This is a genomic window from Mycobacterium sp. 852002-51057_SCH5723018 (assembly GCF_001667035.1).
Classification (GTDB): domain Bacteria; phylum Actinomycetota; class Actinomycetes; order Mycobacteriales; family Mycobacteriaceae; genus Mycobacterium.
Genome location: NZ_LZIR01000081.1, coordinates 1 through 26338 on the forward strand (window position 1 = coordinate 1; position 26338 = coordinate 26338).

Here is a 26338-nt window from a genome sequence, read left to right on the forward strand (position 1 = left end):
TCTCCACCCCGTTATAGGTGACCTTCGACCCCGGATCCATCACCAACCCGGCCCGCGACGCCACCATCGTCAACTTCGCCTTCGGCGTGAAATCCCCCCGGAACTGCCCGTACACCAACACCAGCACCACGGCGGCGACGACCAGCATCGCGACACCGGCCCACTTGTACGGCGGGTTTCTCGGCGGGTTGATCTGCGCGGGCCCGGACGTGGTGGACATGGCGGCTACACCGTGAGCGCGAAGTTGGGGTTGACGCCGTAGAGCGCCAACGCGGCGGCCAGTACAACAACCTGCACCGACACCAGTGAGAAGCGCATCGATCGACCGACGGCCTCACCCACGCCGACGGGCCCGCCGCCGGCGTTGTAGCCGTAGTAGCAGTGGGTAATCATGACCACCGCGGTGATGATGATGGCCTCCACGAACGACCAGAACACGTCGTCGGGGCGCAGGAAAGTTCGGAAGTAGTGCTCGTAGGTGCCGTGGGATTGGCCGTAGATCACGGTCGTGGTGATCTGCGGGGACAAGAACGACATGATCATCGCCAGCGCGTAGAGCGGAATGATCACCACCAGCCCGGCCATGATCCGGGTGGTGCCCAGGAACGAGATCGACTTGACCCCCATTACCTCCAGGGCGTCGATCTCTTCGGCGATCCGCATGGCTCCCAGCTCCGCAGTCGCGCCGGCGCCGACGGTGGCGGCCATGGAGATGCCGGTGACCACGGGGGCGGCGATGCGCACGTTGATCAGCGCGGCGAAGAACCCGGTGAACGCCTCGACGCCGATGTTCCCCAGGGACGCAAACCCCTGGATGGCGACCAGCGAGCTACCGGACAGGGTCACAAAGCCGACGATCGCCACCGTCCCGCCGATGACGGCCATGGCCCCGGTGCCCATGCCGATCTGGGCGATCAACCGCAGCGTCTCCTTGCGGTAGTTGCGCAGGGCGTGGGGGATGTTCGCCAGGCACGACCCGCCGAACCAGGCCATCCGGCCGATGTCGTCGAGCCCGCGGCCGAACGCCCCGCCATAGCGGTTGAGGTTTTCGACCGCCCTCGGGAAGCGGGCGCGGACTACGGCACCGGTCGACATGTCAGCGCCCCGTCCCGAATCGCACACCAATAGTGGTCAGCACCACGTTCACCGCGTACAGCGCGACCACGCAGAGCACCACGGTTTCGTTCACGGCGGTGCCCAGCCCCTTGGAGCCGCCGCGCACGGTCAGCCCGCGGAAGCAGCCGACCAACCCGGCGATGAGGCCGAATACCGCGGCCTTGACCGTCGCGATGATCACCTCGGGCAGGCCGGTGATGGTGGTAAGGGTGGCCAGGTAAGCGCCGCCGGACACGTTTTGCAGGTAGACGCCGAAGAGGTAGCCGCCCACCAGGCCGACGGTGATCACCAGGCCGTTGAGCAGCGTGGCGACCAGGGTTGCGGCGATCACCCGGGGCACCACCAGCCGGTGGATCGGGTCGATGCCGAGCACCTCCATCGCGTCGATCTCTTCACGGATGGTGCGCGCGCCCAGATCCGCGCAGATTGCCGTCGAGCCGGCGCCGGCCACCACCAGCACCGTGGTCAGTGGGCCGAGCTGGGTGACCGCACCGATCGCCGCGCCGGCGCCGGAGAGGTCGGCCGCACCGAACTGGGCGAGCAGAACGTTGAGGGTGAAGATGAGCAGGACGGTCAGCGGGATCGAGACCATGATGGTCGGCAGGAAAGCCACCCGCATGATGAACCAGCACTGCAGGACGAACTCCCGCCACTGGAATGGCCAGCGGAACAGGGCTTTTCCGGTCAACACGCACATCCGGAAGAATCCACCGACGAGGGTCAGCGGCGCCTCCAGCTGATCACGCAGGTAACCCACCAAGTAGGGGCCGCGTCGATCTGTCGACGTCGAAGTCACCGCTTCCCCCTTACCCCGGCACCGCGCGCAAGGTGGTCCCGCGGCGGACTGTGTCGCACGCGTCGCCCCCTCGTTGCTACCCCTTCGTGTGTGACCATCGGCTCCCTACCCGCAAGTAGTAACGGAGACCACAGGAATGTACCCGATGGCCCTTCACGTGTGAACTGCATCCGCACAATTAACCCTTCGTGAAGCGCGAGCAAACGTTACAGTGTCCGTCAGCCCCCCTCCCTTGCAGCTGAATCCGTTGCAGCACTGTCGGTTTCGGTCATGTTCGCGGCCCCGTAGCGCACTCTCAGTTCAGTTTTGAGCACCTTCCCGGCGGGATTGCGGGGCAGCGCATCGACGATCTCGAGCGCCTTGGGATGCTTGTAGCGCGCCAGCCGCTCGGCGAGGAACTCTGCCAGGTCGTCGAGCCGCAACTCGTCGCCGGTCACCGCCGCGACCGCGATGGGCACCTCGCCCCACTTCTCGTGCGCCCGCCCGATGACGGCCACCTCGACGATCTGGGGATGGCCCGCGAGCACGTTCTCCACCTCGGCGCAGTAGATGTTCTCCCCGCCGGAGATGATCATGTCCTTCTTGCGGTCCACCACCCAGACGTAGCCCTCGTCGTCCATCCGGACGAGGTCTCCGGAGTGGAACCAATCGCCCGCGAAGGCCTCCGCCGTGGCCTCCGGGTTGTTCCAGTAGCCGCTCATCAACGTGGGTGCGCGGTACACGATCTCGCCGACCTCACCGACGGGGACGTCGTTCATGTTCTCGTCGACGACGCGGGCGGCCACCGTTGGGATCACCCTGCCGACCGAGCCGCGTTTGCGGATCGCGTCCTCGCCGAGCAGCATGCACGTCACCGGCGACATCTCTGTCTGGCCGAAAGCGGCCAGGATCTGGGTCCCGGGGAAAATCGCCGACATCTCCCGAAGCAGCGCATCCGGCGCCGGGGCGGCCCCCCACAACATCACCCGCAGCCTCAGCTCGCGCGGCCGTGCCCGCTGCTCGGCGCACACCGCCTGCCACTGAGCCGGTACCAGGAAGATGCCGGTGACCTTTTCGGCCGCCAGCACATCGAGCAACCGGCCGGGGTCGAACGCGCCCAGCGGATAGATCACGGTAGGGGTGCCGAGCAGCATCGCGACCAGCAGGTTGCCGATTCCGGCGATGTGAAAGAACGGAACACCGACGAAGCCGACGTCGCTGTTGAGGTCGGCGCCGTTGGTGTAGAGGCCGGTCATCGTCTGGCCGGTCAAGTTGGTGTGGGTGAGCACCGCGCCCTTGGGGCGGCCCGTGGTGCCCGAGGTGTACATGATGAGGGCCGGCGAATCGTTCGGGATGTCCACGGGCCCGTGCGGATCTCCGGGCTCGTTGATGAGGTCTTCGTAGCCGAAGACGCTGTCGTCGGTCGGAGCCCCGGCCACGACGATCGTGTCGAGCGACGGCTGGATGTCCCGGACGCCGGTGGCCACCGGGGCAAGCACCGCTTCGGTGATCAGCACGCGCGCTTCGCAGTCCTCGACCAGGAAGACGATTTCGGCGGAGGTGAGCCGAAAGTTCAGCGGGACCGCGATGGCCCCCAGGGAGTTGATGGCCAGCACCGACTCGACGAATTCGGTGCGGTTCAGCATCAGGATCATCACCCGGTCGCCGAAGCCCACCCCGCGACGGCTCAGCGCGTCGGCCAACGCGGTGACGCGGCGATGCAAGTCGCCCCATGTGACGGTGTTGCCCAAGAACCGCAGCGCCGTCGCGTTCGGCTGCATCAGCGCGTGCCGTTCGAGTTGGTTGACCCAGTTCTGCCGCCGAGCCAGGTAGGGCTGCTCGGTGTCCTGTGTCAGAGGGCTGGCCAACTGTGCGGTCAACTAACGCCTCCCCTTCACCTCTTGCACCGCTTGCGCCAGGTTGATATTTGATAAAACATGGTGTTGTGTGGGTCACACTATGGCTTTGACGCCCCCCTGACAAGACCCGGCCAAGCGCCCCCGAGCCCGTGAAAGCCCAGACAGCCCGCGTGAACGCACCGACATCTGCGCAGCCGAGGACCCGGCGGCCGCTGCGCCGGGCGCAGTTGTCCGACGAGGTCGCCGGCCACCTGCGGGCGGCCATCATGTCGGGGAGGTTGCGCCCGGGCACCTTCATCCGCCTCGACGAGACGGCGGCCGAGCTCGGGGTCAGCATCACGCCGGTGCGGGAGGCCCTGCTGAAACTGCGCGGCGAGGGCATGGTGCAGCTCGAGCCGCACCGCGGCCACGTCGTGCTGCCGCTGACCCGGCAAGACATCGAGGACATCTTCTGGCTGCAGGCAACGATCGCCAAGGAGCTGGCGGCCGCCGCCACCGACCACATCACCGACGCCGAGATCGACGAGCTTGCCCGCATCACGGACGCCCTTGCGGCGGCCGTCGGCTCCAGCGACGCCGAGACCATCGCGGGTATCGAGTTCGCTTTTCATCGCGTCTTCAATCAGGCCAGCGGCCGGATCAAGCTGGCATGGTTCCTTTTGAACGCCGCCCGGTACGCGCCGCTGCTGGTGTATGCGGCCGATCCGGAGTGGGGGGCGGCCGCGGTGGAGAACCACCGGCAGTTGGTGGCCGCCCTGCGCCGGCGCGATTCCGCCGCCGTGATCGAGCACGCGGTCTGGCAGTTCAGTGACGCGGCGGACCGGCTGACCGTGATGCTCGACCGCACCGGCGTCTTCGGCTGAGCCCGTGGCGATCGTGAGGGCGGCGCAGCCGGGCAAAGCCGGGTCGCCACCATCTTCCTAATTGGTGGCCAGCCTCCTAATTGGTGGCCAGCTGCTCGGCGCGCTGCTTGAGGTTGTTCGCGAGGTGGTCGAGCACGTTGTTGAGGAGTTGCTTCACCATCGGCGCGGGCACCGGCATGGTGGTCTCGACGTCCATGTCCACCGTCAGCAGGCTCGAGGCGCCGGTCTCGACGACGCTGAACAGCTGCTCCTGCTTGGAGAACAGGTCGCCCTGCTGCAGCACGGTCTGTATCTGGTTTTCCCCCGGGTAGTAGACGGCCTGGATGAAGGTGCCCTGCATGCCATTGACGTCGGTGTCGAGCCGCAGCTGGCTGGGACGCCCGTCGTCGTAGCGGGCGAGCACCCACAGGCCCTTGATCCCCTCGTTCCACTCCGGGTAACGCTCGAAATCCGCGACGATGCCCATGATCGATGCGGCGTCGGAGCTGACCTCGACTGTCTTGCTCAAAACTGGCATTGGCGAAGCATAGCGGGGGTGGACAGGGGCGAAACCGGCCGCCCTGAGCGCGATTTCGGCTAGCCGGCGATCGCAAACGCGGCGAAGCCGGGCGCAGCGGGTTGCCGCCATCGGGGCTAGCGGTGATCGCAAGCGCGGCGAAGCCGGGCGCAGCGGGTCGCCGCCATCGGGGCTAGCCCTCCACGCAGGCCGTCGACAGCAGCGAGCGAATGGCGTCGGGAATCGGCACGGGCTTGCGGATGACGCGATCGACGTAGACGTGCACCCAGTGCCCCAGCGCGGTGATCGGTTGCGCCTCGACTCGCTCGGCGCCCCGGAACACCCCGAGCCGGTAAGTGACGCTACTGCGGCCAAGCCGGGTCACGGCGAGCCCCACCGCGAGACGTTCGGGGAACTGCAGTTCGGAGAAGTAGCGGCAGCCCGACTCGGCGACGATGCCCAGCGCCGGGGTGGTGAGCGGGTCAAGCCCGGTGCTGGTGTTGATCCACGCGTTGATCGCGGTGTCGAACAGCTGGTAGTAGACGGCGTTGTTGAGGTGGCCGAACATGTCGTTGTCGGCCCACCGGGTTCCCACCGGCCACAGCACGGGGAAGTCTTCGCTGGTGAGCTTGTCCGGCGCGGGCGGAACCGTGGGAACGGACGGGCCTGAACTCATGGGCTACCAGTACCGCATGGCCTGCCGAAACAGGTCCGCCAGAACCGGTTTGCTCATCTCTCGCGGAGCGTTCTGCAGGAGACGCTGCTGAGGGTAAGCGCCCTCGGTCAGGGCCGCCGCGTCATCGTCGGTGTAGCCCACACCGCTCAGCCCATTCGGCATGCCGACCGCCCGCATGATGCGGATGAGTTCGTTGGCGAGCACCTCGCCCGCGTCCTTCACACCGGCGTCCCGCGTGTCGGCGCCGAGCAGCCGTGCACCCTCCAGATGCCGCTCCGGGCTGACCTCCGCCGTGAACCGGAACGACGACGGTGCGTTGAGGATGACGGCCATGCCATGCGGTACGAGCGGCTCATCGGCCGGGTAGCCCGAGGGGCGGAAGTCCCGTACCAGCCCTGCCACCGCGTAGGCCATGCCATGCGGTGCGTGCACGCCCGCGTTGCCAAACGCGATGCCCGCGAGCGTTGCGGCCCACATCATCTGCTCACGGGCCTCGCCGTCGGAGGCGTCGTCCACCGCACGCTTCAAGAACTGTCCCAGCTGGCGCAACGCCTCCCGGCAGCCCATGTCGCTCCACGGATTGGCGCCCTGGCTCATGGGTCGCAGGCTGGGCCGTTCGGGAGCGCGCCGCTGGACGTAGGGCCGCGCGGTGTAGGACTCCAAAGCGTGAGACAGCACATCGAGCCCCGCCGAGGCGACGACCTCGGGAGGCAGGCTCGCGGTGCAGTCGGGGTCGACGAGTGCCTCGGTGGGACGCAGCGCGTGAGAAGCGATGCCCGTCTTGGCCTTCAGCGACAGAAAGTCGAAGATCGCGATGCCCGTTACCTCGCTGCCGGTGCCCGCCGTGGTGGGGCATGCGATGTGCGGCTTGAGCGGACCAGGTACGGGTTTGCTCTCGCCGATCGGCGCGTTGACATAGGTCAACAGGTCAGCGGGATAGGTGGCGTACAGATTGGCGGCCTTGCAGGTGTCGATGACGGAGCCGCCGCCCAGCGATACGTAGCCATCGGGGTTCAGCTCTCGCGCGAAACGCGCCGCGTCCCGGAAGGACGCGTCGGTGGGCTCGACGTGTACGTCGGTATAGGCGACGACGTCCAGTCCGGCCGCGACGAGCGACTCGTGCGTCTTGGCGAAGATGGGCAGTTCGGCTACGGCGGCGTCGGAGAACAACGCCACCCGCCGCAGCCCAAGGGCGCCGGCTCTGTCACCCACCTCCGCCAGGCAACCGCGCCCGAAAGTCACCCGCGACGCGTCGACGGTGAAGGCTCCGTCGCACTCCCCAGCGGCAATCGGGACATTGCAGCACACCATCGGTGCCATCCTAGGGCGGATCAGCTTCAGCAGGCGCGGCGGAGGGCCTGACCCTGCAGGGTGAACAATCGCTCGGACTCAGACCAATCGGGCAGCAGCGAGTCGAATCCGTGACAGGTTCCCGGAAACACATGCAGCTCGGTGGAGACGCCGGCGCGAAGCAGCTTCAGCGCGTAGTCGACCGCTTCGTCGCGAAAGGGATCGATCTCGGCACAGGTGATCAAAGCCGGTGCCACACCGCTTAATCGGGTTCGGCGTGCGGGCACGGCGGCCGCGGGTCCCCCGTCTGCCCCCAGGTAATAGCGCCACATCAGGCCCGCTGCCTCGCCGTCGAAGGCCGGGCTGGCGCCAAACTCCGCCTTCGACGCCGTCTGGCGGTCGTCCAGCACCGGCTGGTGCAGCAGCTGGAACGAGAGCGCCGGCAGCGACCCGTCGGCGGCGCCGTGTGCCAGGCACGCGGCCAGGGTGGCGCCGGCGCTGCTGCCCGCCACCGCTAGGCGCGCCGGATCGATGCCGAGTTCCGCCGCCGCGTTGGCCGCCACCCATCGCAGCACCGCGGCCGCGTCGTCCAGGGCGGCCGGATAGGGGTGCTCGGGAGCCAGCCGGTAGTCCACCGACACAACGGTGCAGCGGCCGCGGCACGCAAGTTCCACGCACTGCCGGTGGTCGGTGTCGAGGTTTCCCAGCGCGAATCCGCCGGCATGGCAGTACACCACCGCGGGCGCCGACGACCCCCCACCGCGATAGATCCGCACGGCTACGCCGCCGGCGTCGGTGGCGACGCTGGCGTCATCGATGTGCACGCCATGTGCGTCGGTGTGCGCGGCGGCCTCCCGGCGGCGCTGGTCGAAGGGATCACGCATGAGCTGGATCGCGGCCGGTGAAAAGTCGGTGCGCATCGTGGCGACGGCGCGCAGCGCGGGCTGAAGGCGCGCCCAGCCGTCCAGCTCGGTCATCGCGGCTGCCCGTCCAGCGCCGCGACTCCGGAACCGGCGTCGGCGGCGTGGCCGGGCGTGGCAGGCGGCGCGAAGGCGAAGTCGGCGGGCCTGAATCTGCGCGTCATCCTCCAGAAGCTACGGGCGCTGCGGGGCCACTGCGTGACCACGCGCCCGTTGGGCGCGCGGAAGTAGTTGCTGCACTGGGTGGTCCACACGGTGCCGACCATCCAGCGGTCGACCTTGGCCATGAACTCCTCCATCGCCCGCGGGCGCACCGCGACGTACGCCTTGTTCTTGCGCCGCAGATATTTCAACGCCTGCACGATGTAGCGCGCCTGGGCTTCGAGCATGAAGATCACGCTGTTGGAGCCCACGTTGGTATTGGGTCCGTACAGCATGAAGAAGTTCGGGAATCCGGGAACCGCCATGCCGAGATAGGCGTGCGCCCCGTCGCGCCACACCTCGCGCAGCGTCGTTCCGCGCTCACCGGAGACTTCCAGCTGGCCCAGGTAGTCGGCCGCTGCGTAGCCGGTGGCGCACACGACGACGTCGACCTCGCGTTCGGTGCCGTCCTCGGTGACCAGGCTGCGCGCGCGTAGGCATCGCGCCGGGCTGCTGACCACCTCGACGTTGGGCCGAGTCAGGGCCGGCAGGTAGTCCGAGGAGAACACCAGCCGCTTGCAGCCCATCGGGTGGTCCGGGGTCAGCTTGCGGCGCAATTCCTCGTCTGCGACGGTCTTTTCGAGCATGCTCAGGGCGACCGCGGTGAACTGTTGGGTCTTCTCGCTGCCGTGCTCGATCACCGCGATGTTGGATTCGCTGCGCAGCCACAGCCGGGTGCGGTAGAGCTTTTTGGCGAACGGGATGTGGGCGAAAGCCCAGCGCTCCCGGCGGGTGTAATGGCGGTCCGGCTTGGGCAGTATCCAGGTCGGTGAGCGCTGCACCGAGTACACCTTGGCGGCCACCTTCGCCAATTCCGGCACCAGCTGCGACGCCGTCGATCCGGTGCCAAGCACCGCAACCCGGGCGCCCTCGAGCGGCACCGTGTGATCCCAACGCGATGAGTGCATCACGGTTCCGGTGAACGGTTCCTCTTCGACCAGGTCCGGGTAGAGCGGCCGGGTGAACAGGCCCACGGCAGACACCACGACGTCGAAATGGTGCCGCTCGCCGTCGGTTGTGGTCAGACACCACCGGCCCGCGTCGTCCTCCCAGTGCGCGGAACGGATTTCGGTGCGCAGCCTCAGGTGCGGCCGCAGGCGGTATCTGTCGGCGCAGCGCTGGAAGTAGGCCAGGATCTCGGGCTGCGCCGACCACAGCCGCGACCAGTGCGGGTTCAGGTCGAACGAGTACGAGTAGAGATGCGACTTGACGTCGCAGGCCAGCCCGGGATAGGTGTTGATCCGCCAGGTGCCGCCGACGTCGTCCTCGCGGTCAAAGATGGTGAAGTCGCGAAAACCCGCGCGCGACAGCAGGATTCCCAGGGCCAGGCCGCCCGGCCCCGCGCCGATGATGCCGATCTTCATCGCGTTTGCACGCATTGTCCACCGTCGACGACCAGCTCGGAGCCGGTGATGAACGACGCCTGTTCGGACACCAGGAACGCGACGGCGTCGGCGATTTCGCCCGGTTGGCCGATGCGTCCGAACGCCGATGACGCGGCGAGCCGCAACTGGGTGGCGTCGTCGAGCATCGGGGTCGCGATGGGCCCGGGAAAGACGGCGTTGACCCGGATGCCGAACGGGGCCAGCTCGGCGGCGGCGTTTTGGGTCAGGCCCCGAAGCGCCCATTTCGAGGAGCCGTACGCGCAGTGCCGTGGGAAGGGACGGATCGCGCCGGTGCTGCAGATGTTGACGATGGCCGCGTGCGCCGCCGAGCGGAGCTGCTCGAACGTCGCCTGAATGCCGAGGAACGCGCCCAAACAATTGATCCGCCAGGCGTTTTCGAAGGCCTCGGCGGTCTCGTCGGCCAGCGACGCCCGGTGCAGGACGCCGGCACCGTTGACCAGGGTGCGCACCGAGCCGAAACGATCGACCACCGCGCTCACGGCCGTCTCCCACTGCTGCTGGGAGGTGACGTCCAGCGGAATGCCGATCAGCCCGTCGTCGCCGAGTTCGTTCACCGCGGCGGCCAGGTCGTCGGCCCGCCGGTCGCAGGCGGCCACCGAAAAACCCTCCGCCCGCAGTCGTTTGGCAATGGCCCAGCCCTGTCCGCCGGCCGCGCCGGTCACCAGTGCGACACGCTGATTCATGATGACGGAACCTCGGGGCTGTCGGATAGGCCGTAACTGGTGACGAACTGGCAGCGCCGCCGCCGGAAACGCCACCGCCCGCTGGCTGCGGGGTCGCGGACCAGTTCGTCGTCGTACAGGGTGGGCCGCAGGTGCAGGTCGCCGGCCCGGACGAACAACACCTGCGACCGGGCGGTCGCGGTGTCGTCGTTGACGTCGATCCGGGACACTCCGGTCAGGTGCAGCCCGCGGGGTGCATCCCGGAACATCGCCCCGATCCCCTGCTGGCCGGCGAACGACTTGCCGTAGACGCAGAATTCGGCGTCGGCGGTGAACAGTTCGACGCACGCGTCGACGTCTCCGGCGTCTAGGGCGAGCGCGTAGTCCGCGATCAGCCCGCGGATCGCTGCTTCGTCGTCGGTCACGGTCCGGTCGCCTCCCGGAGGTGCTCCGCCGCTCCGCGCCGCAGCGCCTGCGATTCGGGCGCCAGCGTGATCATCTGGAATCCCAACCGCGCCATGGCGCGGCCCGTCGTCCCGTCGCCCGCATGGATGCCGGTGAGCAGCCCCGCATCGGTGGCCGCCCGGTGTATCCGGACGACGGCGTCCAGGACAGCGGGATGTTTGGTTGCGCCAACGGCTTCCACGCCCATCGAGATCGCCAGATCGGCGGGACCGACATAGAGCCCGGCCAGGCCGTCGACAGCGCAGATCCGGCTGAGCCCGGACAGCGCCGCGGCCGTCTCGATCATGGCGAACACCCTCACCCGGGACTGTAGGTCGGCGATGCGGTGACCGAGGCTGGCGCGCAGCGGGCCGAAGCTGCGCACGCCGAGCGGCGGGTAGCGGATGGCGGCCACCGCGGCGGCGGCCTGCTCGGCCGACTCGACCATCGCGATGAGGACGGCGTCGGCGCGCGCGTCGGCCACCCGCCCGATGGGCGCCGCGTCGGCGTTGGGCAGCCGCACCACGGCGCCGATGGGCACGTGCTCGATGCGCCGCAAGATGCGGGCGATGTCGGCGTCGTCGAGGTAGCCGTGCTGGGCGTCGAAACCGACGTAGTCGTAGCCGGCCCGGGCGAATTCCTCCGGCCCGAGCAGCGTCGGCACGGTGATCCAGCCGCCCCATATCGGATCGGTGCGGTTCAGCGCACGCGCAAAGTTGCTCTCCGGCACCGTCATTGCGCGATCGCGATCTTGATGCGCTCGGGATCGGGCCGGCAGGCCAGGTCGAACGCGGCCTGCACGTCTCGAACGTCTTGGACGCCGAAGGTGTGCGTGAGGTAGGTGGCGAGCAGCTCGGGATGCTCGTCGGCGAACTTGCCGGCAAGCTCCAAGACCCGCCGCCGGCCAAGCGTCACACCGGATTTCAGCGTCAGGTTCTTGCGCAGCATCATCCGCATGCTGATCGGGTAGGCGTCGTCGTCGGCGACGCCGAAGTAGAAGACGGTGCCCCCGGGGGTGGCGGCTTCGATGGCGTGGCCGAGGGTGGCCACCTGGTGGCCGACGGCTTCGATGACGACGTCGGCGCGGTCGTCTGGGGCGAGTTGGCTCACCCACCGGTCGCTGGTGGCACACACCGCGTCGTCGACCCCGAATGCCGTTGCGTGGCTTTGGCGGTCGACGGGATCGACCCCGGTGACGCGACGCGCGCCGGCCGCCTTGGCGACGTAGGAGAACAGCAGGCCGATCGACCCTTGGCCAATGATCGCCACGTGCCCGCCGGCCAGGTCCGGCAGTTGTTCGCAGGCATAGATGACGCACGCCAGCGGTTGCAGGCCGATGGCCTCCGCCGGGCTCAGCGCCGGATCGTAGCCCACCAGCATGTTGCCGTCGCTGATCACTCGTTCCATCAGTCCGTCGAACCCGGAGGCCCAGCCCACCACGCGGTCGCCGGGGCGGTGGTCGGGATGCCGGCTGGCGATCACCTCGCCGGCCACCTCGTGGATCGGGAACCCGTCCTTTTCGGCGGCGCTTTTCCCGTCGTCGCCCGGAAGCCGCCCCCGCGCACCGCGAAAGGCCGGCAGGTCGCTGCCGCAGACGCCGGCGGCCAGGAACCGCAGCAGCACCTGGCCGTCGTCCAGCCGGTCGGGCGTGGTGTCAGGGATCGATGTCCGCTGGAACGAATAGGGGGCGATGATCCGGTAGGACCACACGTCAGACCTCCACCGGGATGTTGTTCCATCCCCATTGGAAGCTGGATGGCATCCGCGTGGCGGCCTCGGCCTGGATCGCGTAGTCCGGCACGCGACGAAGCCATTCGGACAGCAGCACAGCGACTTCCAGCCGGGCCAAGTGATAGCCGACGCAGAAATGCTGGCCCCGGCCGAAGGCCAGCGAGCGACGGATGGGCCGGTTCCAGACGAACTCGTCGGGCTCGGGGTACTCGCGCTCGTCGCGGTTGGCTGAGGCGAGCAGCGTGATGACGCGCTGGCCGGGGCGGATCGTCTCGCCGTGAATGGTGAAGGGCTTGCGCGCCGTTCGGGCGAACCACTGCGCCGGCGCACAGTATCGAATCATCTCCTCGCGCGCGAGCGGCACGTTGTTTTGCGGGTCGGCGCGCACCGCGGCCAGCTGGTCGGGCCGCCGGCTGAGCTCCCACAGCCCGTGGGCGACGATCTTGGGCACCGTTTCCGTGCCGCCGATGAAGATGCACAGCATCTGGGTGGCCACTTCGACGTCATCCAGCGCGCTGCCGTCGGGCAGGCGGTAGCCCAGCAGGCCGTCAACGACCGGCAGCGCCTCCCCCGACGAGCCCGCGCGGCGGCGCTGGACCGACGGCACCAAGAACTCCATGTAGTTGGGCCGCGCCTCGGCGACCTCCACACCGACGCCGGGCTCGGCGAGGCTGCCTGCATTGACTGCAGCCAGCACCTGCGGCGCGAGATCGATTGGGATGCCGAGTAGTTCGCACACGACGGAGGCCACCACGATGCCGCCGTAGTCCTGGGTCAGGTCGAACGAGCCGCGCGGCAACAGCAGGTCGAGCCGCTCGTTGGCCAGCGCGCGGATCCTGGCCTCCAGCCCGACGACGGCCCTCGGCCGCAGCGGCGCGGAATGTGCGCGGCGGATCTCGCTGTACAGGTCGGTGTCGAACACCGCGTGGAACGGCAGCGGATGCAACGGCGGGTCGTCGACCGGCCCGCTGTTGTGCTCGGCCAGCACCGTCGCCGCGGGCAGCGTCCCTTCCGACGCGACGAAGGTGCCGTCGTTGACCTCCAGCACCCGCCAGACGTCGTCGAATCGGGACACGGCGAAGGTGTCCCACTGCGGCATGTAGTACACGGGATGGTGGTCGCGCAGAATTTGGTAGTAGGGCAATGGGTTTGCCATCACCTGCGCGTCGAACGGGTCGTAGGCGAAGTCCACCGGTGCGGCCGGGGTGCTCATTGCAGTGGCGACGGCGGTAGGGCCTGCAGAATCGAGTCCTCCCAGCCGTCGCGCAGGGCGGGCGCCACGCTCATCCAGGTGACGATCTCGGCCGGTGGGCTCTCCTTCCAGGACGGGTAGTGATTGGCGAAGCATTCCCAGCCGCCGTCCAGCGCCCAGTAGTGGATGACCTCGTTATAGCGAAAAGTCGTGGTGAACGAACCGAGCCAGCGCTTGCCCGTGCGCTCCGACCACGGGACGTAGAGGCGCTCCAGCTCGCGGATGTAGTCGTCTTGGCGTCCTGGCTTCGTCTGCATGATCTCCTGAATCACCACGGGCGCAGCGAAATTCGCCTCGGTCAGCTGCGCCAGTGTCTTGTTGCTGGGCCCGGGGTACATGATGCGGCCCTCCCCCGAGGCGCCGATGTCGGCCAGAAACGCCGACCATTTGCCGGCCGCGGCCTGATGACTGCCGCCGCGCGCCTGCGCGGCGCCGATCCTTGCGTACTCGGCGAACCCGTCGATCTCCCAGATGATCGTCACCTGCGGCCAGTGCCCGTTGTAGGGGGCGGTTTCCCAGATCGCGAACAGCCTGGCGCCGAGCTCGTCCATCATCGGCCGGTAGGTGTCGGTGAAGATCTCGGTGAAGCGGTCGCTTGTGCCGGATCCCAGCGAGATGGTCTCGTGCAGGTAGAGCAGTGTGTGGCTGTAGTACTTCTTCATGGGCTAGTCGAGCCGGACCAGCCCCGAATCCACCGGCGAACCGGGCGCCGCGTCACACAGCAACGTCTCGGTGGAATCGATTGAGTCACTTTGGATCCCGGCGGCCGCCAGTGCGTAGCGCTTGAATCTGCGAGCCGCCGCGCTGAGCACGTGCTGGGCGCCGGTCATCGTGCGATTGACTCCCAGCGGCCACCCCTCGCCCCACAGGGCCACTTCGGTCAGGCGGTCGTCGAGGGACTTGAGCACCCTGTCCCGCACGCGGGGATCGGCGTCGAACGCCTCGGCGCTCACCGCCAGCGTCTGGCTGGTCGATCCCGTCAGCGCGAACCGCGCCTCGGGCTCAAATGCTCGCACCCCGAGGATGCGCAGGGGGCGGGTATCGCAGTCGTGCATGAGCAGCGCGGTCACCTCCCACCCGGCCATCACCCGGTCGTAGAGCCAACCCCCGGCGAACTGCGCGACGTCGGCGGCGCTGGCCGCGACGACGTCCAGCCGATATCGCAGACACTCACCGCCTGCCCGGGTCACCCGCGCGGCGGTAACCCGGCTGTTGTGGCCAATGTCGAACGTTGGAGTGACCATCGATCCGTTCCTCACCGCCGCATTCAGGGATGCGTGGCGTAATCTACAGCGCTTGTCAGTGGGCTTGTCCTCACGGGACAGCGTGACACTTTCGCGGAAATTTGTAAAGCTCCGGCGGACCGGTCAGGGGCCGCGGCGGGCCTCGAGTTCGGCGAGCACCTCGTCGGTGTGCTGCCCCAGTTGCGGTGCGATTGAACGCGGCGCCCAGGGCGTGCCATGGAAGTCCGCCGGTGTGGCCACCATCGCGACGCCGGCTCGTGCTTCAGCTTCGTCGGGCACATACACGATTCCGCCGGCGGCGTGGAACTGCTCGTCAGCCACCACGTCCTCCAGCGTGTTGACCGGCGACCAGAAGAAGTCCGGCTCGCCGGCGAAGATCTGCGCCCACTCGTCCAGCGGGCGGGTCGCGAAGATCTCGTCCAACTCGGCGATGAGCGGCATCGCGTTGGTGGCGCGGGCGCGAGCATCGCTGTAGCGGGGGTCGGTCAGCCACTCGGGACGGCCCACCGCCCGACACAACGGGGGCCAGTGCCGGTCGCCCTCGAGGCCGACGATCCAGAACCGCCGCCCATCGCCGGCGGCGTAGTTGTTCATGCACGGGTTGCCCATCGATTCGCGCTGGCCGATCGCGATGGGCTGGCCGGTCAGCAGGTAGGTGTTGAGGTCGAAGCTGACGGTGTAGGCGCCCTGGCGATACAGCGAGGTGGTCACCAGCTGGCCCGTGCCGGTGCGCTCGCGGGCGAGCAGTGCCGCGCACACGGCGGCCGCCAGGGTCATGCCGGCCGAGTGGTCGCCCATGCCGCCGCGCTGAAAGGGGGGCGTGTCGCCGGGCCGGGTTAGCAGGTGGGCGACGCCGGCGCGGGACCAGAAGGCGGCCACGTCGTAGGCGGCGCGGTCGGCGTCGGGCCCGGTCTCGCCGTAGCCGGTGATCAGGCCGTAGACCAGGCGGGGGTGGCGGGCATTCACCGACGCGAAGTCCAGCCCGAGCCGCTGCAACGCGCCCGCGCGCACGTTGGTCAGGAAAACGTCTGCGTCGCAGAGCAATTCGAAGGCAATGTCGCGGCCGGCGTCGGTGCTGAGGTCCAAGACGACACTGCGCTTGGATCGATTGTCCATTTCGAACGGCGGGTTGACGCCCAGGTCGCAGCCCAGCATCCGGCCGAACAGGCGCCCTGGGTCGCCGGTGGGCGGCTCGATCTTGATGACGTCGGCGCCCCAGTCGGCCAGGATGCCCGCGGCGGCCGGGCCGGCCACCCAGACCCCGAGCTCGACGACCTTGATGCCTTCTACCGGTCCGGCCATGGTTGCCACCCTAACCAGCCGTTCTACAGCGGCGGATGGTCGGCAGGGCGCCGTTGAGTGTGCGCTCTGGGCGTTCGTTGTGTGTCCAGGGCGACGACACGCCGGCCCGCTCCGCCGCCACTGCACACCCATCGCCGCCACCGCACGCTCAATGCAGCGAGTGGATAACCGGCGGCGCAGCTGCAAGGCTCGTCACCATGACGCTGGTCGCCGGACGTGGTCCGCTCAGCTCCGACCCGGCCGGGCGGTTCTCGCCTCCGGTGCCCGACGATGTGGTCTACGTCGAGCCGCATCCGCGGCGCGTGCAGGCCATGCAAGGCGGGCGGTTGGTGATCGACACCGAGCGGGCGCTGTTGGTGCACCGCCGCGGTCGTCCGCTCAGCTACGTCTTCCCGATCGACGAGGTCGGCGACCTGCCTGTCGAACCCGAGCCGGAGGCGCCGGGGTTTGTGCACGTGGCCTGGGACGCGGTGGACGAGTGGCTCGAAGAGGGCCGCAGGCTGGTCTACTACCCGCCGAACCCGTACCACCGCGTCGACTGCCGCCCCACGAAGCGACACCTGCGCGTCGCGGTCGCCGGCACCACGCTGGTGGACACCCACGACACGGTGATCCTGTTCGAGACCGCGCTCGAGCCCCGCCTCTACGTCGATCCTGCGCTGGTACGCACCGATCTGCTGCGCCGCTCGGAAACTGAGAGCTATTGCAACTACAAGGGGTTCGCGACGTACTGGTCCGCGGGTGACGTCGACGACGTCGCCTGGAGCTATCCGGATCCGCCGCCGGAAAGCCTTCCCATCAAAGGTTTTCTGAGTTTCGACGCCGCTCGCGCGGACGTGATCGCAGAATTGCCCGCTAGCCGCCGTAGCTAGGACTCGATTGCTCTCTCAGCGTACCGGCGAGTTGGCGGCGTGCGGTGACGTCGAGCTTGGTGAATACCTTGCGTAAGTGGTACGCGACCGTGTTGGCGCTGATGAACAGCTGCGCGCCGATCTCGGCGTTGGTGGCCCCGCCAGCGGCCATAGTGGCGATCTGGGACTCCCGCGGAGTTAGGCCGGACCCCCTTGATAAACCGGGCTTTTCGGGCATTTGCTGACCAGTGGCCTCGAGCTCCAGTCGAGTTCGCTCGGCGTAGGCCGCCATGCCGATATCGGTAAACGTTTCAAACGCGACTCGCAGCTGAGCTCGGGCGTCACGTGGCCGTCGTTCGCGGCGCAGCCATTCTCCGTAGACGAGCCGCGCCCGGGCGATGGCTGGGCGCAAATTGGTGCAGTCCAAGCGCTCGATCGCCTCGTGATAGAGCAGTTCAGCGGACCTGCCACTGGTGACTAGTGCCCGCGAGTACCCGTAAATTCCCAGAGCCCAATCGGTCCCAGCAGGAAGAGCGCTCTCCGCCAGCAGCTCGAGGGCGTCGGCGGCCTCGCCGAGCTGCCCACAACGTGTTGCCGCTTCAATCAGCTCGGGCAGGAAAAAGTTCGTCCACAACTCTTGCGGGTGCTCGATACCTTTCCGGGCCGCGACGAGGGCACGGTCGTAGTGTCCGAGTCCGTTGCACAGAAGTGCGGTCGCCAACCCGATTGACGCCAAACCCATTCCCTCGCCCCGGGCAACCGCGTAGTGCGTGCCTGCCTGAATCAGTCGCTCCGTCTGCCGCTGGTCACCTCGCCACGCGGCGAGCGGAAGCGCGGCGTAGGGAAATACCGTCGTTGCCGTCGCGGTCGTAATCGAGTTGGCCTCCGTGATCAGTTCCCGAGACGCTTCGAAGTCACCACTCCACGTCAGCGCCGCCGCCAGCGAGTGGAGCGCTACGGGCAGCACACGTCGATCCTCGGCCACCCGAGCTAGCGTGACTTGCCGAGCGGGCAGCAGCTGCCAGGCCCGATGATCCCAAGCGATGATGGCAGCGTGGCACGCAAGCCACAGCCATCGCGTTCCGTCGTCAGGACCCGACTCATCCGCGCGGCAGAAACCGTCTACCGCCTGTCGAACGGGCCCCACCCCGGCGCGCGGACCTTCGATGATCAAGGTCGTCAGTCCATCCAGCAAGCGGTCGGATGGGCGTGGAGGCTCCTGCGCCCCAGGTGCGGCCTTGGCGGCCATGGCCACGTCGGCTATGCCGTTGCCGCCGGAGAGGCGGCCGGCGAATAGGACAGCCGACAATGCCTCGAGATACAGCTCGCGCGCCAGTGGGGCAGCACTCGCCGCGTACCCGTCGGCCAGCTCCAGCAATGCTGCGGCAGCGTCGCTACCGCACTTGGATGTGAACATCATCTCGCCGCGCAGAACTGAAGGTAAGGCACGGCCTCGCCCGACCAATGGTGCGTGCTCCGCGGGATCCATCAGCGCGCGGCTTCGCGCCCGCCCCGGACCCGGGCGTAAATCATGCCGAAAGTGTATCGCCGACCGTCAGATCAGACTCGGCTGTTGATTGCCAGCGGACTACCAGGTCTTGAGGATTCTGAGTCCAGGCGTTGCATTCATGATCTAGGTGGGCAAGGCGGGCGCCGTTCGCCGGGGGGCGCAAGACATCTGGAGGCAGCATGACCACTGTCCGCAACGCAATCCTCGACTTGCTCCGCGCACACAATCTGACCACCTTCTTCGGCAATCCCGGTTCGTCGGAATTGGCTCTCTTGCAAGACTTTCCAGATGATTTTCGCTATCTGTTGGGGCTGCAGGAGATGGTGCCGGTGGGGATGGCTGACGCGTATGCACAGGTCACCGGTAGACCCGCTCTGGTGAATCTGCATACCGCCCCTGGAATGGGCAACGCTCAAGGACAGCTATACAACGCATTCGTCAACAAGACCCCATTGATCGTGACGGCTGGAAACCAGCGGCGAACAATGCAGAACCAGTACTGCCTACTTACCAACGCCGAACCCACCATTGTGCCCAGACCTTTCGTGAAGTGGGCAGCCGAACCCGCTGTCGCAAGTGAGGCTCCCGCGGTGCTGGCCCGTGCCATCCATCTGGCGACCACGCCGCCGATGGGTCCGGTGTTCGTCTCGCTACCAATGGATGACATGCCCCTCGAACTCGACGACGCACAGACCATCGATATCGCCGCCATCCGCAACCGCTCAGTGATCCACGCGACGGGCTTCCCCGCAGAGCTCGCTCAGCAGATCAGCGGGCGATTGGAGTCCGCGAAGTCGCCGGCTTTGATAGTCGGCGGCGACGTCGAACGGTATGGCGCGTGGGACGCGGTGATCGGACTGGCCGAACGGACCCAGTCAGTCGTGTGGACTGCACCGTTGACCGGGTGGAGTGGATTTCCCGAGAATCACCCGCTGTATCAAGGCATCTTGCCGCCCGGTGCAGGCTGGATCTCCCGGATGCTGACCGGACATGATCTGCTGTTGGTCATCGGAGCCCCGGTCTTCCGGTACTACCCGCACGTGCCCGGACCTTATCTCCCCGAAGGCGCAAGTCTGATTCACATCACAAACGATCCCGACGAAGCCGCCCGCGCCCCCGTCGGAGATGCGATCGTCGCCGACCTGGCCAGCGCAGCCCGTGCGTTACTCGCGGCGGCAACACCGGCCCAGCGGTCCAGCCCTGCGCCGCGAGCTCCGGTCCCCGATCTCCAACACGAGCAGGTGCCCTTCAAGCCGGAAGCATTGTGGACGGCGGTTGGGCGAGCCGCACCGCCGGAAACGCTATGGGTCAGCGAAGCGGGCAGCAATGAGGTCGCCATCACGAACAGCATTCGACCGGGTCACCAATTCTCGCATCTATCGGCTTCGGGCGGTGGGCTCGGCTTTGGGCTACCCGCATCCATTGGCGCTCAGTTGGCAGCCCCGGATCGTCCCGTTGTGGCGTTAATCGGTGATGGGTCGATGCAGTACGCGATCACCGCGTTGTGGACAGCCGCGCAATACCAGCTTCCGGTCACCATCGTGGTCGCCTCTAACGCCGAATACGGTGTTGTCAAAGAGTTCGGCGTGTGGGAGAAGACGCCGGGCGTACCCGGGCTCGACGTACCGGGGCTCGACGTTGTGGCAACAGCGGCTAGCTACGGCGTGGATGCCCACGAAGCGCACACCACGGACGAGGTCATCGAGTTAGTGAAAAGCGGCATCGCCGATCGACGGCGACCCACCCTGATCAATGCGCGCACGACGCCGGTCGCCGGCTGATTCACCGTAGCGATTGCCAGATGACAGCCGTTCAACCACCGTAGCTAGGACGTCCCAGCTTCAGCTCGTGCTGGGCGATCATGTTGCGGAAGACCTCCATGGTGCCGCCGTAGATCCCCGCGGGCACACCGTGGCGGAAGATGAACTCGATGGCGCCGTCGTCGGCCGAACCCGGAGTATCGGTGGGCAATGCCGACGCCGCACCCAACATGTCCATCAATTCCGGTGACACGTCACGCATTGTCTGAATAAGCGCCACGCGACCGTACATGCCGGGGGTGGAGACCGCCGCTTCAATGCGGGCCATGCTGCGCCCGAGCCGGTATTTCGTCGCCTCGTCGTCGATCGGGCGCCGCCCGTCGGCATCCGGGGTGGAGAGGATCGCAGCGACCCCGTCGGCCGCCTCGGCCATCAGGTGTCCGTGCTCCGACATCATCGAAATGTTCTGCAGGCCATGCTCTGCAGGGTCGGTGACACCGTGCTCCGCGTCGAGCGCGAACCGCATCACCGTCCAGCCGCCGTTCACCTCACCGATCCGGTATCGGTCATCGACGCGTACATCGCTGTAATAGACGATGTTGGTGCGGTCGCCGTCGAGTGTCCGAATGCCCTGGATCTCGATGCCCTCCGAATCCAGCGGTACCAGAAACATGGTCAGGTTCTTGTGTTTTCGTCCCTGCGGGTCAGTGTTGGTGAGCAGGAAGACATACTTGGCGTTCTGCGCGTTGGAGGTGAACATCTTGGAGCCGTTGATGATCCATCCGTCGCCGTCACGCACGGCTCGGGTCTTGCAGGTCGCGACGTCGGAGCCGCCCTCGGGCTCGGTGTAGCCCAGGCACAGCCGGATCTCACCGGACAGCACGCCCGGCAACACCGCGTCGACGAGCTCTGGCGCGCCGAACTGCTTCACTAATCGGGCGACGACTGCCGTGGTGCCCCAGTGGAACCATGGGGCATGGGCACGTCCGATCTCGAGGTGGAAGATCCGGCGGCGCACCGCATCGAATCCGCCTTCGGACTCCAGCTCGAAATCCGAAGTCAGATAGCCCGCTTCGCCCAACGCCAAATGCAGTTGCTCACTGAAGTTTTCACCGGTCTCACGATCACGCCGGCGCACCTCGTCGGTGACGTGTTCGGTGATGAACTCCCGGAATTGATCGAAGAATTCCCGATCCTTGGGCGAGAGTGCTACGCGGGAAAAGTCCATGCGGCGTCTTTAATCCATCTAGGCCGCGTCGACCACGAGGTCACCGAAACGCTCGAGGGTTTCGAGCGTGTGCGCGATGCTGTCGCCCGGCAGTCCGACGCTCACCCACGTCACCCCCAGCTTCGCCAGCTTCTCCAGGCCGTCGAGGTAGGCGTCGGGGTCGAAGGAGTCGTCCGCTGGGCTGCCGCCGTCGAAGTTGGCGAACGTGACGTCGATCGCCGACCAATCCCGGCCCGCCGCATCGCATCGGCGTCGCAGATCCTCGATCCCGTCGCTGAGACGCTGCACCGAGTCGATGACGGCGGTGCCGGCCGTCTGCGCGAGTTGGGGCGGGGCGGGAAACGGACACCAGCCATCGCCGTACAGCGCCACCCGCTGGCGGGCGGCCGCCGTGTTGCCGCCGATCCAGATCGGCGGGTGCGGCCGGCTGATCGGGCGCGGGTGCGCGGTGATCCCGCGCGCACTGAAATGCCTTCCCTCGAACGAGATGTCGTCATCGGTCCAGATGGCGCGGATCACCTGCAGCGCTTCCTCGAAGAGCTCGGCGCGCTCGTCGTAGTTGACGCCCAGCGCCGCGAACTCGCGCTTCAGGTAACCCACCCCGACCGCCAGCGTGAATCGGCCGCCCGAGAGCAGGTCCAGCGTCGCGCCGGACTTGGCCACCACGAACGGGTTTCGATACGGCAGCACCACGATGTTGGGGATCAGCCGCAGCGCCGTCGTCCTGGCCGCCGCGAAGCCCAGCGCCACAAAGGGATCCAGGGCGTCATGCCCGCCGGCTTCCAGCCAGCGCTGCGAGGGTGCGGGGTGGTCGGTGAAGCCGAAGCCGTGAAAGCCGGCCGCCTCGGCCGCCGCCGCCACGGTCGCAATGCCCTCCCCCGCCGCCAGTTCCGGGTTGTACGGATGGCTGTGCATGGGGTGGGTGATGGTGAAGCGCATGACCGCGTCCTGTGGATCAGAACCGCGAGCGGGCGTCGATCGAGGTGTCGGTGGTGCGCAGCGGGCGGATCAACGCCTCTTGGGCGAAGGAGGCCAGCAGCTCGCCCTCCTCGCTGTGCACGGTGCCGCGGACGTACGACATCCCCGCGCCCACCTGGGTGCTCTCATGCGTGTAGAGCAGCCAGCCGTCCCAGTGCACCGGCTCGTGGAACGCAACGGAAATGCTCATCGGGGCGGTCGACACGGTGAGGTGCGCCTGGCTGGTGCCGATCCCGGGGTGCGCGCGCATGGTGGTGGAGATCCCCAGATGGCCGGTGAAGTACGCGACCAGCGCCTTGGCCAAGTCGTCACGCGACGGGATGGGGTCGTAGCGCAGCCACGCGTACAGCTCCGGCGGCCCGACCTCGTCGGGGCTGTTGACGTCGACGACGTCGACCAGCCGCAGCTCCCGCCCGATCATCGGCATCTCGGAAACGTTGGCATCCGCCGGCGGCGCGACCTCGGGCCGCGGCAGGTGGTGGCGGATGACGTCGCCGGTCGGGACGTCGGCCAGCGCCGTGATGCTCAGGCAGCGGCGACCGTTCTGATGCACCGCGACGACCGCGGTAGCGGTGGACCGGCCCTCGGCCACGACGTCCAGGACAAGCTCGATCGGCGGCCCGACGACGATCGCACGAGAGAACACCGCGTGTGCCGAGCGCACCGACTTGTCCGGGAAACGTTTGGCCACCGCGACAATCGCCTGCGCGAGCACCTGGGTGCCTTCCACAACCTGCCGGTCGTCACCAGCTGCGATGCCGGTGTCGCCGGTGAACCGGTCTTGCCCGTCGGCCTGCACGTCGAACAGATCCAGCAGACCATGCACCGTCCACTCGGTCTGCTCAGATTCTGTGGTCAAGTCCGCTCCACCTCTCGCTAGCAGCTCACGGCTCAGCGTGACACTTTGAGTAGGATTTGTAAAGCTTGGCTAACAGACACAGGGAGGCAACGCAATTGGGCATCGTGACCAGCACCTCGGAGACCGCCTTCACCCAGTCCGCCGAGGCCGTGTACGACTTCGTCACCAATCCGGCTAACTGGACCAAGACCTATCCCGGCAGCGCGCACATCGGCAAGCTGCCACAGCTCCCGCTCAAGGTCGGCGACACCTGGGAGGAAGCCGGCCCGGACGGCGACCGGATCTTTGGCTGGCAGCTGGCGATCGCCGACCGGCCGACGCTATTCGTCTTCAATTCCGTCGGCCGCCTAGGCCACGACCGCGACGGGAACGGCGGCCTCGAGGGCCGGATCACCGTGTCGTACCGGTTCACCAACCCCGGCCACGACATCACGCTGTTCTCCCGGACCATGACGATCGAGGCGTCCAAAAACGCTCCGCTGCCGGACCAGCTTTTTCAGCAGGCCAACCCCGCCAGGATCGACGCATACCACGCGGCCGTCGCGCGCGAACTGGGCGAGATTGACACCGGTACCGGCGGTGCGTGACACTTTTGCGATGTTTTGTAATGCGGAGGGTTTGTCAGGCGTGAGCGGATGATTCCCGAGCCCCTGGCCAACGGATTCTGCTTCGGCGAGGGCCCGCGCTGGTTCGAGGGCCTGCTGTGGTTCTCCGACATGCTGGGCGAGGCCGTGCACACCGCGGACATGCGCGGCTCGGTGACCACAGTGCCGCTGCCCGGCCACTCCCCGTCGGGCCTGGGTTTTCGTCCCGACGGCTCGCTGCTGATCGCCTCGACCGAAGACCGGCAGGTGTTGCGCTACGACGGCGAAGCCGTCGCCACCGTCGCCGATCTCGCCGAGGTCGCCCCGGCCAACCTGGGCGACATGGTCGTCGACGACGCGGGGCGCGCCTACATCGGATGCCAGGCGTTCTCGGGTGGCGTCATCATCAGGCTCGACCCGGACGACGGCGCGACCAGGGCCACTATTGTCGCGGGCGACCTCGACTTCCCCAACGGCATGGTGATCACACCCGACCGAAAGACGTTGATTGTGGCCGAATCCACCGGCCGGCGGCTCAGCGCCTTCACCATCGGCGATGACGGCGGGCTCACCGACCGCCGCGTCTTCGCCGAGGGCCTCGACGGGCCGCCCGACGGCATCGCCCTCGACGCGGAGGGCGCGGTGTGGGCCTCGATGACGCTGGCCCACCAGTTCGAGCGGATCACCGAAGGCGGCGCCGTCACCGACCGCATCGACATGGGCGAGCGGGTGGCCATCGCGTGCGCCCTTGGCGGCCCGCAGCGCCGCACGCTGTTTCTGCTGTCCAGCACGGACGCCTATCCCCAGCGCCTGGTGGGCACCCGGCTGTCGCGGCTGGACGCCGTGACCGTGACCACGCCCGGCGCCGGCCTGCCCTAGACCCCGCGGAGAGGCGGACGAGTGACGGATTCCTATTACGAGCTGATCGATGACGCCGATCCGCTGGGCGAGAAGTTCAATGCCACCGACCTGGTGCGCAGCACCTGGTCGGCGGCGATACAGCACGCCGCGCCCGTGTCGGCGTTGTTGGTTCGCGCGCTGGAGCGGTGCGAACAGCGCGACGACACGCGCCTCAGCCGGGTCGTCGTCGACCTGCTGGGGCCGGTGCCCGCCGACGGCGGTGTGTGGGTCCGCCCGCGGCTGAAACGCAGCGGCAAACAGATCGAGCTGGTGACCGCCGAAATGCAGGGGCTGGGTCCCGATCGCCGGCCGCGGCCCGTCGCCCGGGCCAGCGGGTGGCGCCTGCAGCGGCTCGACACCGAGTCGCTGGCCCACGCGGGGGCGCCGCCACCCGGGCCGCTGGCCGAGGCCCGAAGCCGCGACCTGGCCAAGGATTGGGATCGCAACTACGTGCACAGCCTGGACTGGCGATGGTTGACCCCGCCCCTGAACGAGGGCCCGGGGGAATCGTGGATCACGCCGACCGTCGACCTCGTCAAGGGCCAGACGATGACCCCGTTCGAGCGACTGTTCGCGGTGGCCGACTGCGCCAACGGGATCGGCAGCAAAATCGACATCACCAAGTGGACTTTCCTCAACACCGACCTGGCGGTGCACGTGTTCCGCGTCCCCGAGGGCCGGTGGGTCGGGATTCGCGCCGAGACGAACTACGGGCCGGACGGCGTCGGCACCACGGTCGGCACTCTGTTCGACGAGCGCGGCGCGGTCGGGGCGATCCAGCAGTGCGTGCTGGTGCGCCGGCGCCCCTGAGCCTGGCCGGGAAGCGAAAAGAATGTGACAGTTCGGCGATACTTCGTAAGGTTTCAGATATGAGCGTTCCGGCCCCCGCGATAGAGCCTGACACCTCGACGCGCCAGCGCATCCTCGACGCCACCGCGGAGGTGCTCGGCCGCAACGGCACGACCAAGCTCAGTCTGTCGGACGTGGCTACCCAGGCCGGGGTGTCGCGCCCCACGCTCTACCGCTGGTTCGCCTCCAAAGAGGACTTGCTGTCGGCGTTCTCACAATACGAGCGGCAGATCTTCGAAACAGGCCTGGTCAAGGCCACCTCCGGGCTGAAGGGCGCCGACAAGCTGGACGCCGTGCTGCGATTCATCGTCGAGTTCCAGCATTCGTACTCGGGCGTGCGGATGGTCGACGTGGAACCCGAGCACACCATCGCCCAGTTTTCTCGCGTCATCCCGCAGATGCGCGACGGTCTGCAACGGCATCTTTCCGGACCCAACGCCGCGGTGAAAGCGGCGACCGTGATCCGGATCGCCATCTCGCACTACATCGTTCGCAGCGACGACGCCGACGAATTCCTGGAACAGCTGCGCCACGCCGTCGGGATCAAGCCGTCATCTGGTTAGCCGATCCCCCGCGAAACTC

General features: G+C 67.6%; 27 protein-coding genes and 1 pseudogene. 7 read left to right on the plus strand and 21 right to left on the minus strand.

The genetic code is table 11. From position 1 onward, the window contains the following. From A5764_RS16990 to fadD5, 4 genes and pseudogenes are all read right to left on the minus strand, one after another. Positions 1 to 148, minus strand: a pseudogene (locus tag A5764_RS16990) (MCE-family protein MCE1A); the annotation flags it as partial. Positions 149 to 225: 77 nt separating this feature from the next. Further along, positions 226 to 1095, minus strand: coding sequence for an ABC transporter permease (locus A5764_RS16995; protein ID WP_067114679.1), 870 nt, complete (start codon positions 1093 to 1095; stop codon positions 226 to 228). Position 1096: 1 nt separating this feature from the next. Further along, positions 1097 to 1912: an ABC transporter permease gene (locus A5764_RS17000; RefSeq protein ID WP_067114680.1), complete on the minus strand. Its 816-nt coding sequence runs from the start codon at positions 1910 to 1912 to the stop codon at positions 1097 to 1099. A 218-nt stretch (positions 1913 to 2130) separates the two neighbouring features. Then, positions 2131 to 3771 carry a fatty-acid--CoA ligase FadD5 gene (fadD5, locus tag A5764_RS17005; protein ID WP_067114681.1) on the minus strand — a complete coding sequence of 547 codons (1641 nt, stop codon included), beginning with the start codon at positions 3769 to 3771 and terminating at the stop codon, positions 2131 to 2133. Between the two features lie 149 nt (positions 3772 to 3920). Here fadD5 and A5764_RS17010 point away from each other — a divergent pair, with 149 nt between their 5' ends. Next, positions 3921 to 4613: a GntR family transcriptional regulator gene (locus A5764_RS17010; protein ID WP_067114682.1), complete on the plus strand. Its 693-nt coding sequence runs from the start codon at positions 3921 to 3923 to the stop codon at positions 4611 to 4613. A 76-nt stretch (positions 4614 to 4689) separates the two neighbouring features. Here the strand turns inward: A5764_RS17010 and A5764_RS17015 are convergent, their stop codons facing one another. From A5764_RS17015 to A5764_RS17075, 13 genes are all read right to left on the minus strand, one after another. Continuing rightward, positions 4690 to 5130, minus strand: coding sequence for an SRPBCC family protein (locus tag A5764_RS17015; protein ID WP_067114683.1), 441 nt, complete (start codon positions 5128 to 5130; stop codon positions 4690 to 4692). Between the two features lie 172 nt (positions 5131 to 5302). Continuing rightward, positions 5303 to 5785 carry a thioesterase family protein gene (locus tag A5764_RS17020; protein ID WP_067114684.1) on the minus strand — a complete coding sequence of 161 codons (483 nt, stop codon included), beginning with the start codon at positions 5783 to 5785 and terminating at the stop codon, positions 5303 to 5305. Between the two features lie 3 nt (positions 5786 to 5788). Beyond that, on the minus strand, positions 5789 to 7096 hold the full coding sequence (locus tag A5764_RS17025; RefSeq protein WP_067114844.1) for a hydroxyacid-oxoacid transhydrogenase: 1308 nt from the start codon (positions 7094 to 7096) through the stop codon (positions 5789 to 5791). Positions 7097 to 7122: 26 nt separating this feature from the next. Continuing rightward, positions 7123 to 8052, minus strand: coding sequence for an alpha/beta hydrolase (locus A5764_RS17030; RefSeq protein ID WP_067114685.1), 930 nt, complete (start codon positions 8050 to 8052; stop codon positions 7123 to 7125). Further along, positions 8049 to 9575 carry an NAD(P)/FAD-dependent oxidoreductase gene (locus tag A5764_RS17035; RefSeq protein WP_067114686.1) on the minus strand — a complete coding sequence of 509 codons (1527 nt, stop codon included), beginning with the start codon at positions 9573 to 9575 and terminating at the stop codon, positions 8049 to 8051. The genes A5764_RS17030 and A5764_RS17035 overlap by 4 nt, the downstream gene beginning before the upstream one ends. Then, positions 9557 to 10285 (minus strand): SDR family NAD(P)-dependent oxidoreductase, encoded by a 729-nt coding sequence (locus A5764_RS17040; RefSeq protein ID WP_067114687.1) that lies wholly within the window; start codon positions 10283 to 10285, stop codon positions 9557 to 9559. The genes A5764_RS17035 and A5764_RS17040 overlap by 19 nt, the downstream gene beginning before the upstream one ends. Further along, complete coding sequence (locus tag A5764_RS17045; protein ID WP_067114688.1) at positions 10282 to 10689, minus strand: nuclear transport factor 2 family protein; 408 nt, start codon at positions 10687 to 10689, stop codon at positions 10282 to 10284. The genes A5764_RS17040 and A5764_RS17045 overlap by 4 nt, the downstream gene beginning before the upstream one ends. Then, positions 10686 to 11444 carry an HpcH/HpaI aldolase/citrate lyase family protein gene (locus tag A5764_RS17050; RefSeq protein WP_067114689.1) on the minus strand — a complete coding sequence of 253 codons (759 nt, stop codon included), beginning with the start codon at positions 11442 to 11444 and terminating at the stop codon, positions 10686 to 10688. The genes A5764_RS17045 and A5764_RS17050 overlap by 4 nt, the downstream gene beginning before the upstream one ends. Then, positions 11441 to 12418 (minus strand): zinc-binding dehydrogenase, encoded by a 978-nt coding sequence (locus A5764_RS17055; RefSeq protein ID WP_067114690.1) that lies wholly within the window; start codon positions 12416 to 12418, stop codon positions 11441 to 11443. Before A5764_RS17055 ends, A5764_RS17050 begins: the two co-directional genes overlap by 4 nt. A gap of 1 nt (position 12419) precedes the next feature. Further along, positions 12420 to 13631 carry a cytochrome P450 gene (locus A5764_RS17060; RefSeq protein WP_067114846.1) on the minus strand — a complete coding sequence of 404 codons (1212 nt, stop codon included), beginning with the start codon at positions 13629 to 13631 and terminating at the stop codon, positions 12420 to 12422. A 17-nt stretch (positions 13632 to 13648) separates the two neighbouring features. Continuing rightward, the gene (locus A5764_RS17065) at positions 13649 to 14353 is read right to left on the minus strand and encodes an NIPSNAP family protein (RefSeq protein WP_067114691.1); all 705 of its coding nucleotides are present in this window, start codon (positions 14351 to 14353) and stop codon (positions 13649 to 13651) included. Positions 14354 to 14356: 3 nt separating this feature from the next. Beyond that, the gene (locus A5764_RS17070; RefSeq protein ID WP_067114692.1) at positions 14357 to 14935 is read right to left on the minus strand and encodes a hypothetical protein; all 579 of its coding nucleotides are present in this window, start codon (positions 14933 to 14935) and stop codon (positions 14357 to 14359) included. A gap of 123 nt (positions 14936 to 15058) precedes the next feature. Continuing rightward, complete coding sequence (locus A5764_RS17075; protein WP_067114848.1) at positions 15059 to 16237, minus strand: CaiB/BaiF CoA-transferase family protein; 1179 nt, start codon at positions 16235 to 16237, stop codon at positions 15059 to 15061. Between the two features lie 197 nt (positions 16238 to 16434). On the opposite strand from A5764_RS17075, the gene A5764_RS17080 reads away from it, so the two are divergent. Next, positions 16435 to 17109 carry a DUF427 domain-containing protein gene (locus A5764_RS17080; protein WP_067114693.1) on the plus strand — a complete coding sequence of 225 codons (675 nt, stop codon included), beginning with the start codon at positions 16435 to 16437 and terminating at the stop codon, positions 17107 to 17109. Here A5764_RS17080 and A5764_RS17085 read toward each other — a convergent pair. Beyond that, a complete protein-coding gene (locus A5764_RS17085) occupies positions 17093 to 18466 on the minus strand; it encodes a helix-turn-helix transcriptional regulator (RefSeq protein WP_067114694.1) in 1374 nt (457 codons plus the stop codon). The genes A5764_RS17080 and A5764_RS17085 overlap by 17 nt on opposite strands. 311 nt (positions 18467 to 18777) lie before the next feature. Between A5764_RS17085 and mdlC the strand changes: the two genes are divergently transcribed. After that, positions 18778 to 20379 (plus strand): benzoylformate decarboxylase, encoded by a 1602-nt coding sequence (gene mdlC, locus A5764_RS17090; protein ID WP_067114695.1) that lies wholly within the window; start codon positions 18778 to 18780, stop codon positions 20377 to 20379. Positions 20380 to 20410: 31 nt separating this feature from the next. Here mdlC and A5764_RS17095 read toward each other — a convergent pair whose 3' ends face one another. The 3 genes from A5764_RS17095 to A5764_RS17105 are packed head-to-tail and all read right to left on the minus strand — an operon-like array spanning position 20411 to position 23423. Continuing rightward, complete coding sequence (locus tag A5764_RS17095) at positions 20411 to 21586, minus strand: acyl-CoA dehydrogenase family protein (protein WP_067114696.1); 1176 nt, start codon at positions 21584 to 21586, stop codon at positions 20411 to 20413. An 18-nt stretch (positions 21587 to 21604) separates the two neighbouring features. Further along, the gene (locus A5764_RS17100) at positions 21605 to 22525 is read right to left on the minus strand and encodes an LLM class F420-dependent oxidoreductase (protein WP_067114697.1); all 921 of its coding nucleotides are present in this window, start codon (positions 22523 to 22525) and stop codon (positions 21605 to 21607) included. A gap of 16 nt (positions 22526 to 22541) precedes the next feature. Further along, positions 22542 to 23423: an acyl-CoA thioesterase II gene (locus A5764_RS17105; protein WP_067114698.1), complete on the minus strand. Its 882-nt coding sequence runs from the start codon at positions 23421 to 23423 to the stop codon at positions 22542 to 22544. A gap of 95 nt (positions 23424 to 23518) precedes the next feature. Here A5764_RS17105 and A5764_RS17110 point away from each other — a divergent pair, with 95 nt between their 5' ends. From A5764_RS17110 to A5764_RS17125, 4 genes are read left to right on the plus strand one after another with little or no spacing between them, the layout of a single operon-like run. Then, entirely contained in the window at positions 23519 to 24010 is a 492-nt protein-coding gene (locus tag A5764_RS17110; RefSeq protein ID WP_067114699.1) for an SRPBCC family protein, read from the plus strand. A 48-nt stretch (positions 24011 to 24058) separates the two neighbouring features. Beyond that, a complete protein-coding gene (locus tag A5764_RS17115; RefSeq protein WP_067114700.1) occupies positions 24059 to 24886 on the plus strand; it encodes an SMP-30/gluconolactonase/LRE family protein in 828 nt (275 codons plus the stop codon). A gap of 21 nt (positions 24887 to 24907) precedes the next feature. Then, complete coding sequence (locus A5764_RS17120) at positions 24908 to 25717, plus strand: thioesterase family protein (RefSeq protein ID WP_067114701.1); 810 nt, start codon at positions 24908 to 24910, stop codon at positions 25715 to 25717. A 59-nt stretch (positions 25718 to 25776) separates the two neighbouring features. Further along, complete coding sequence (locus A5764_RS17125) at positions 25777 to 26319, plus strand: TetR/AcrR family transcriptional regulator (RefSeq protein ID WP_067114702.1); 543 nt, start codon at positions 25777 to 25779, stop codon at positions 26317 to 26319. Positions 26320 to 26338 lie beyond the last annotated feature (19 nt).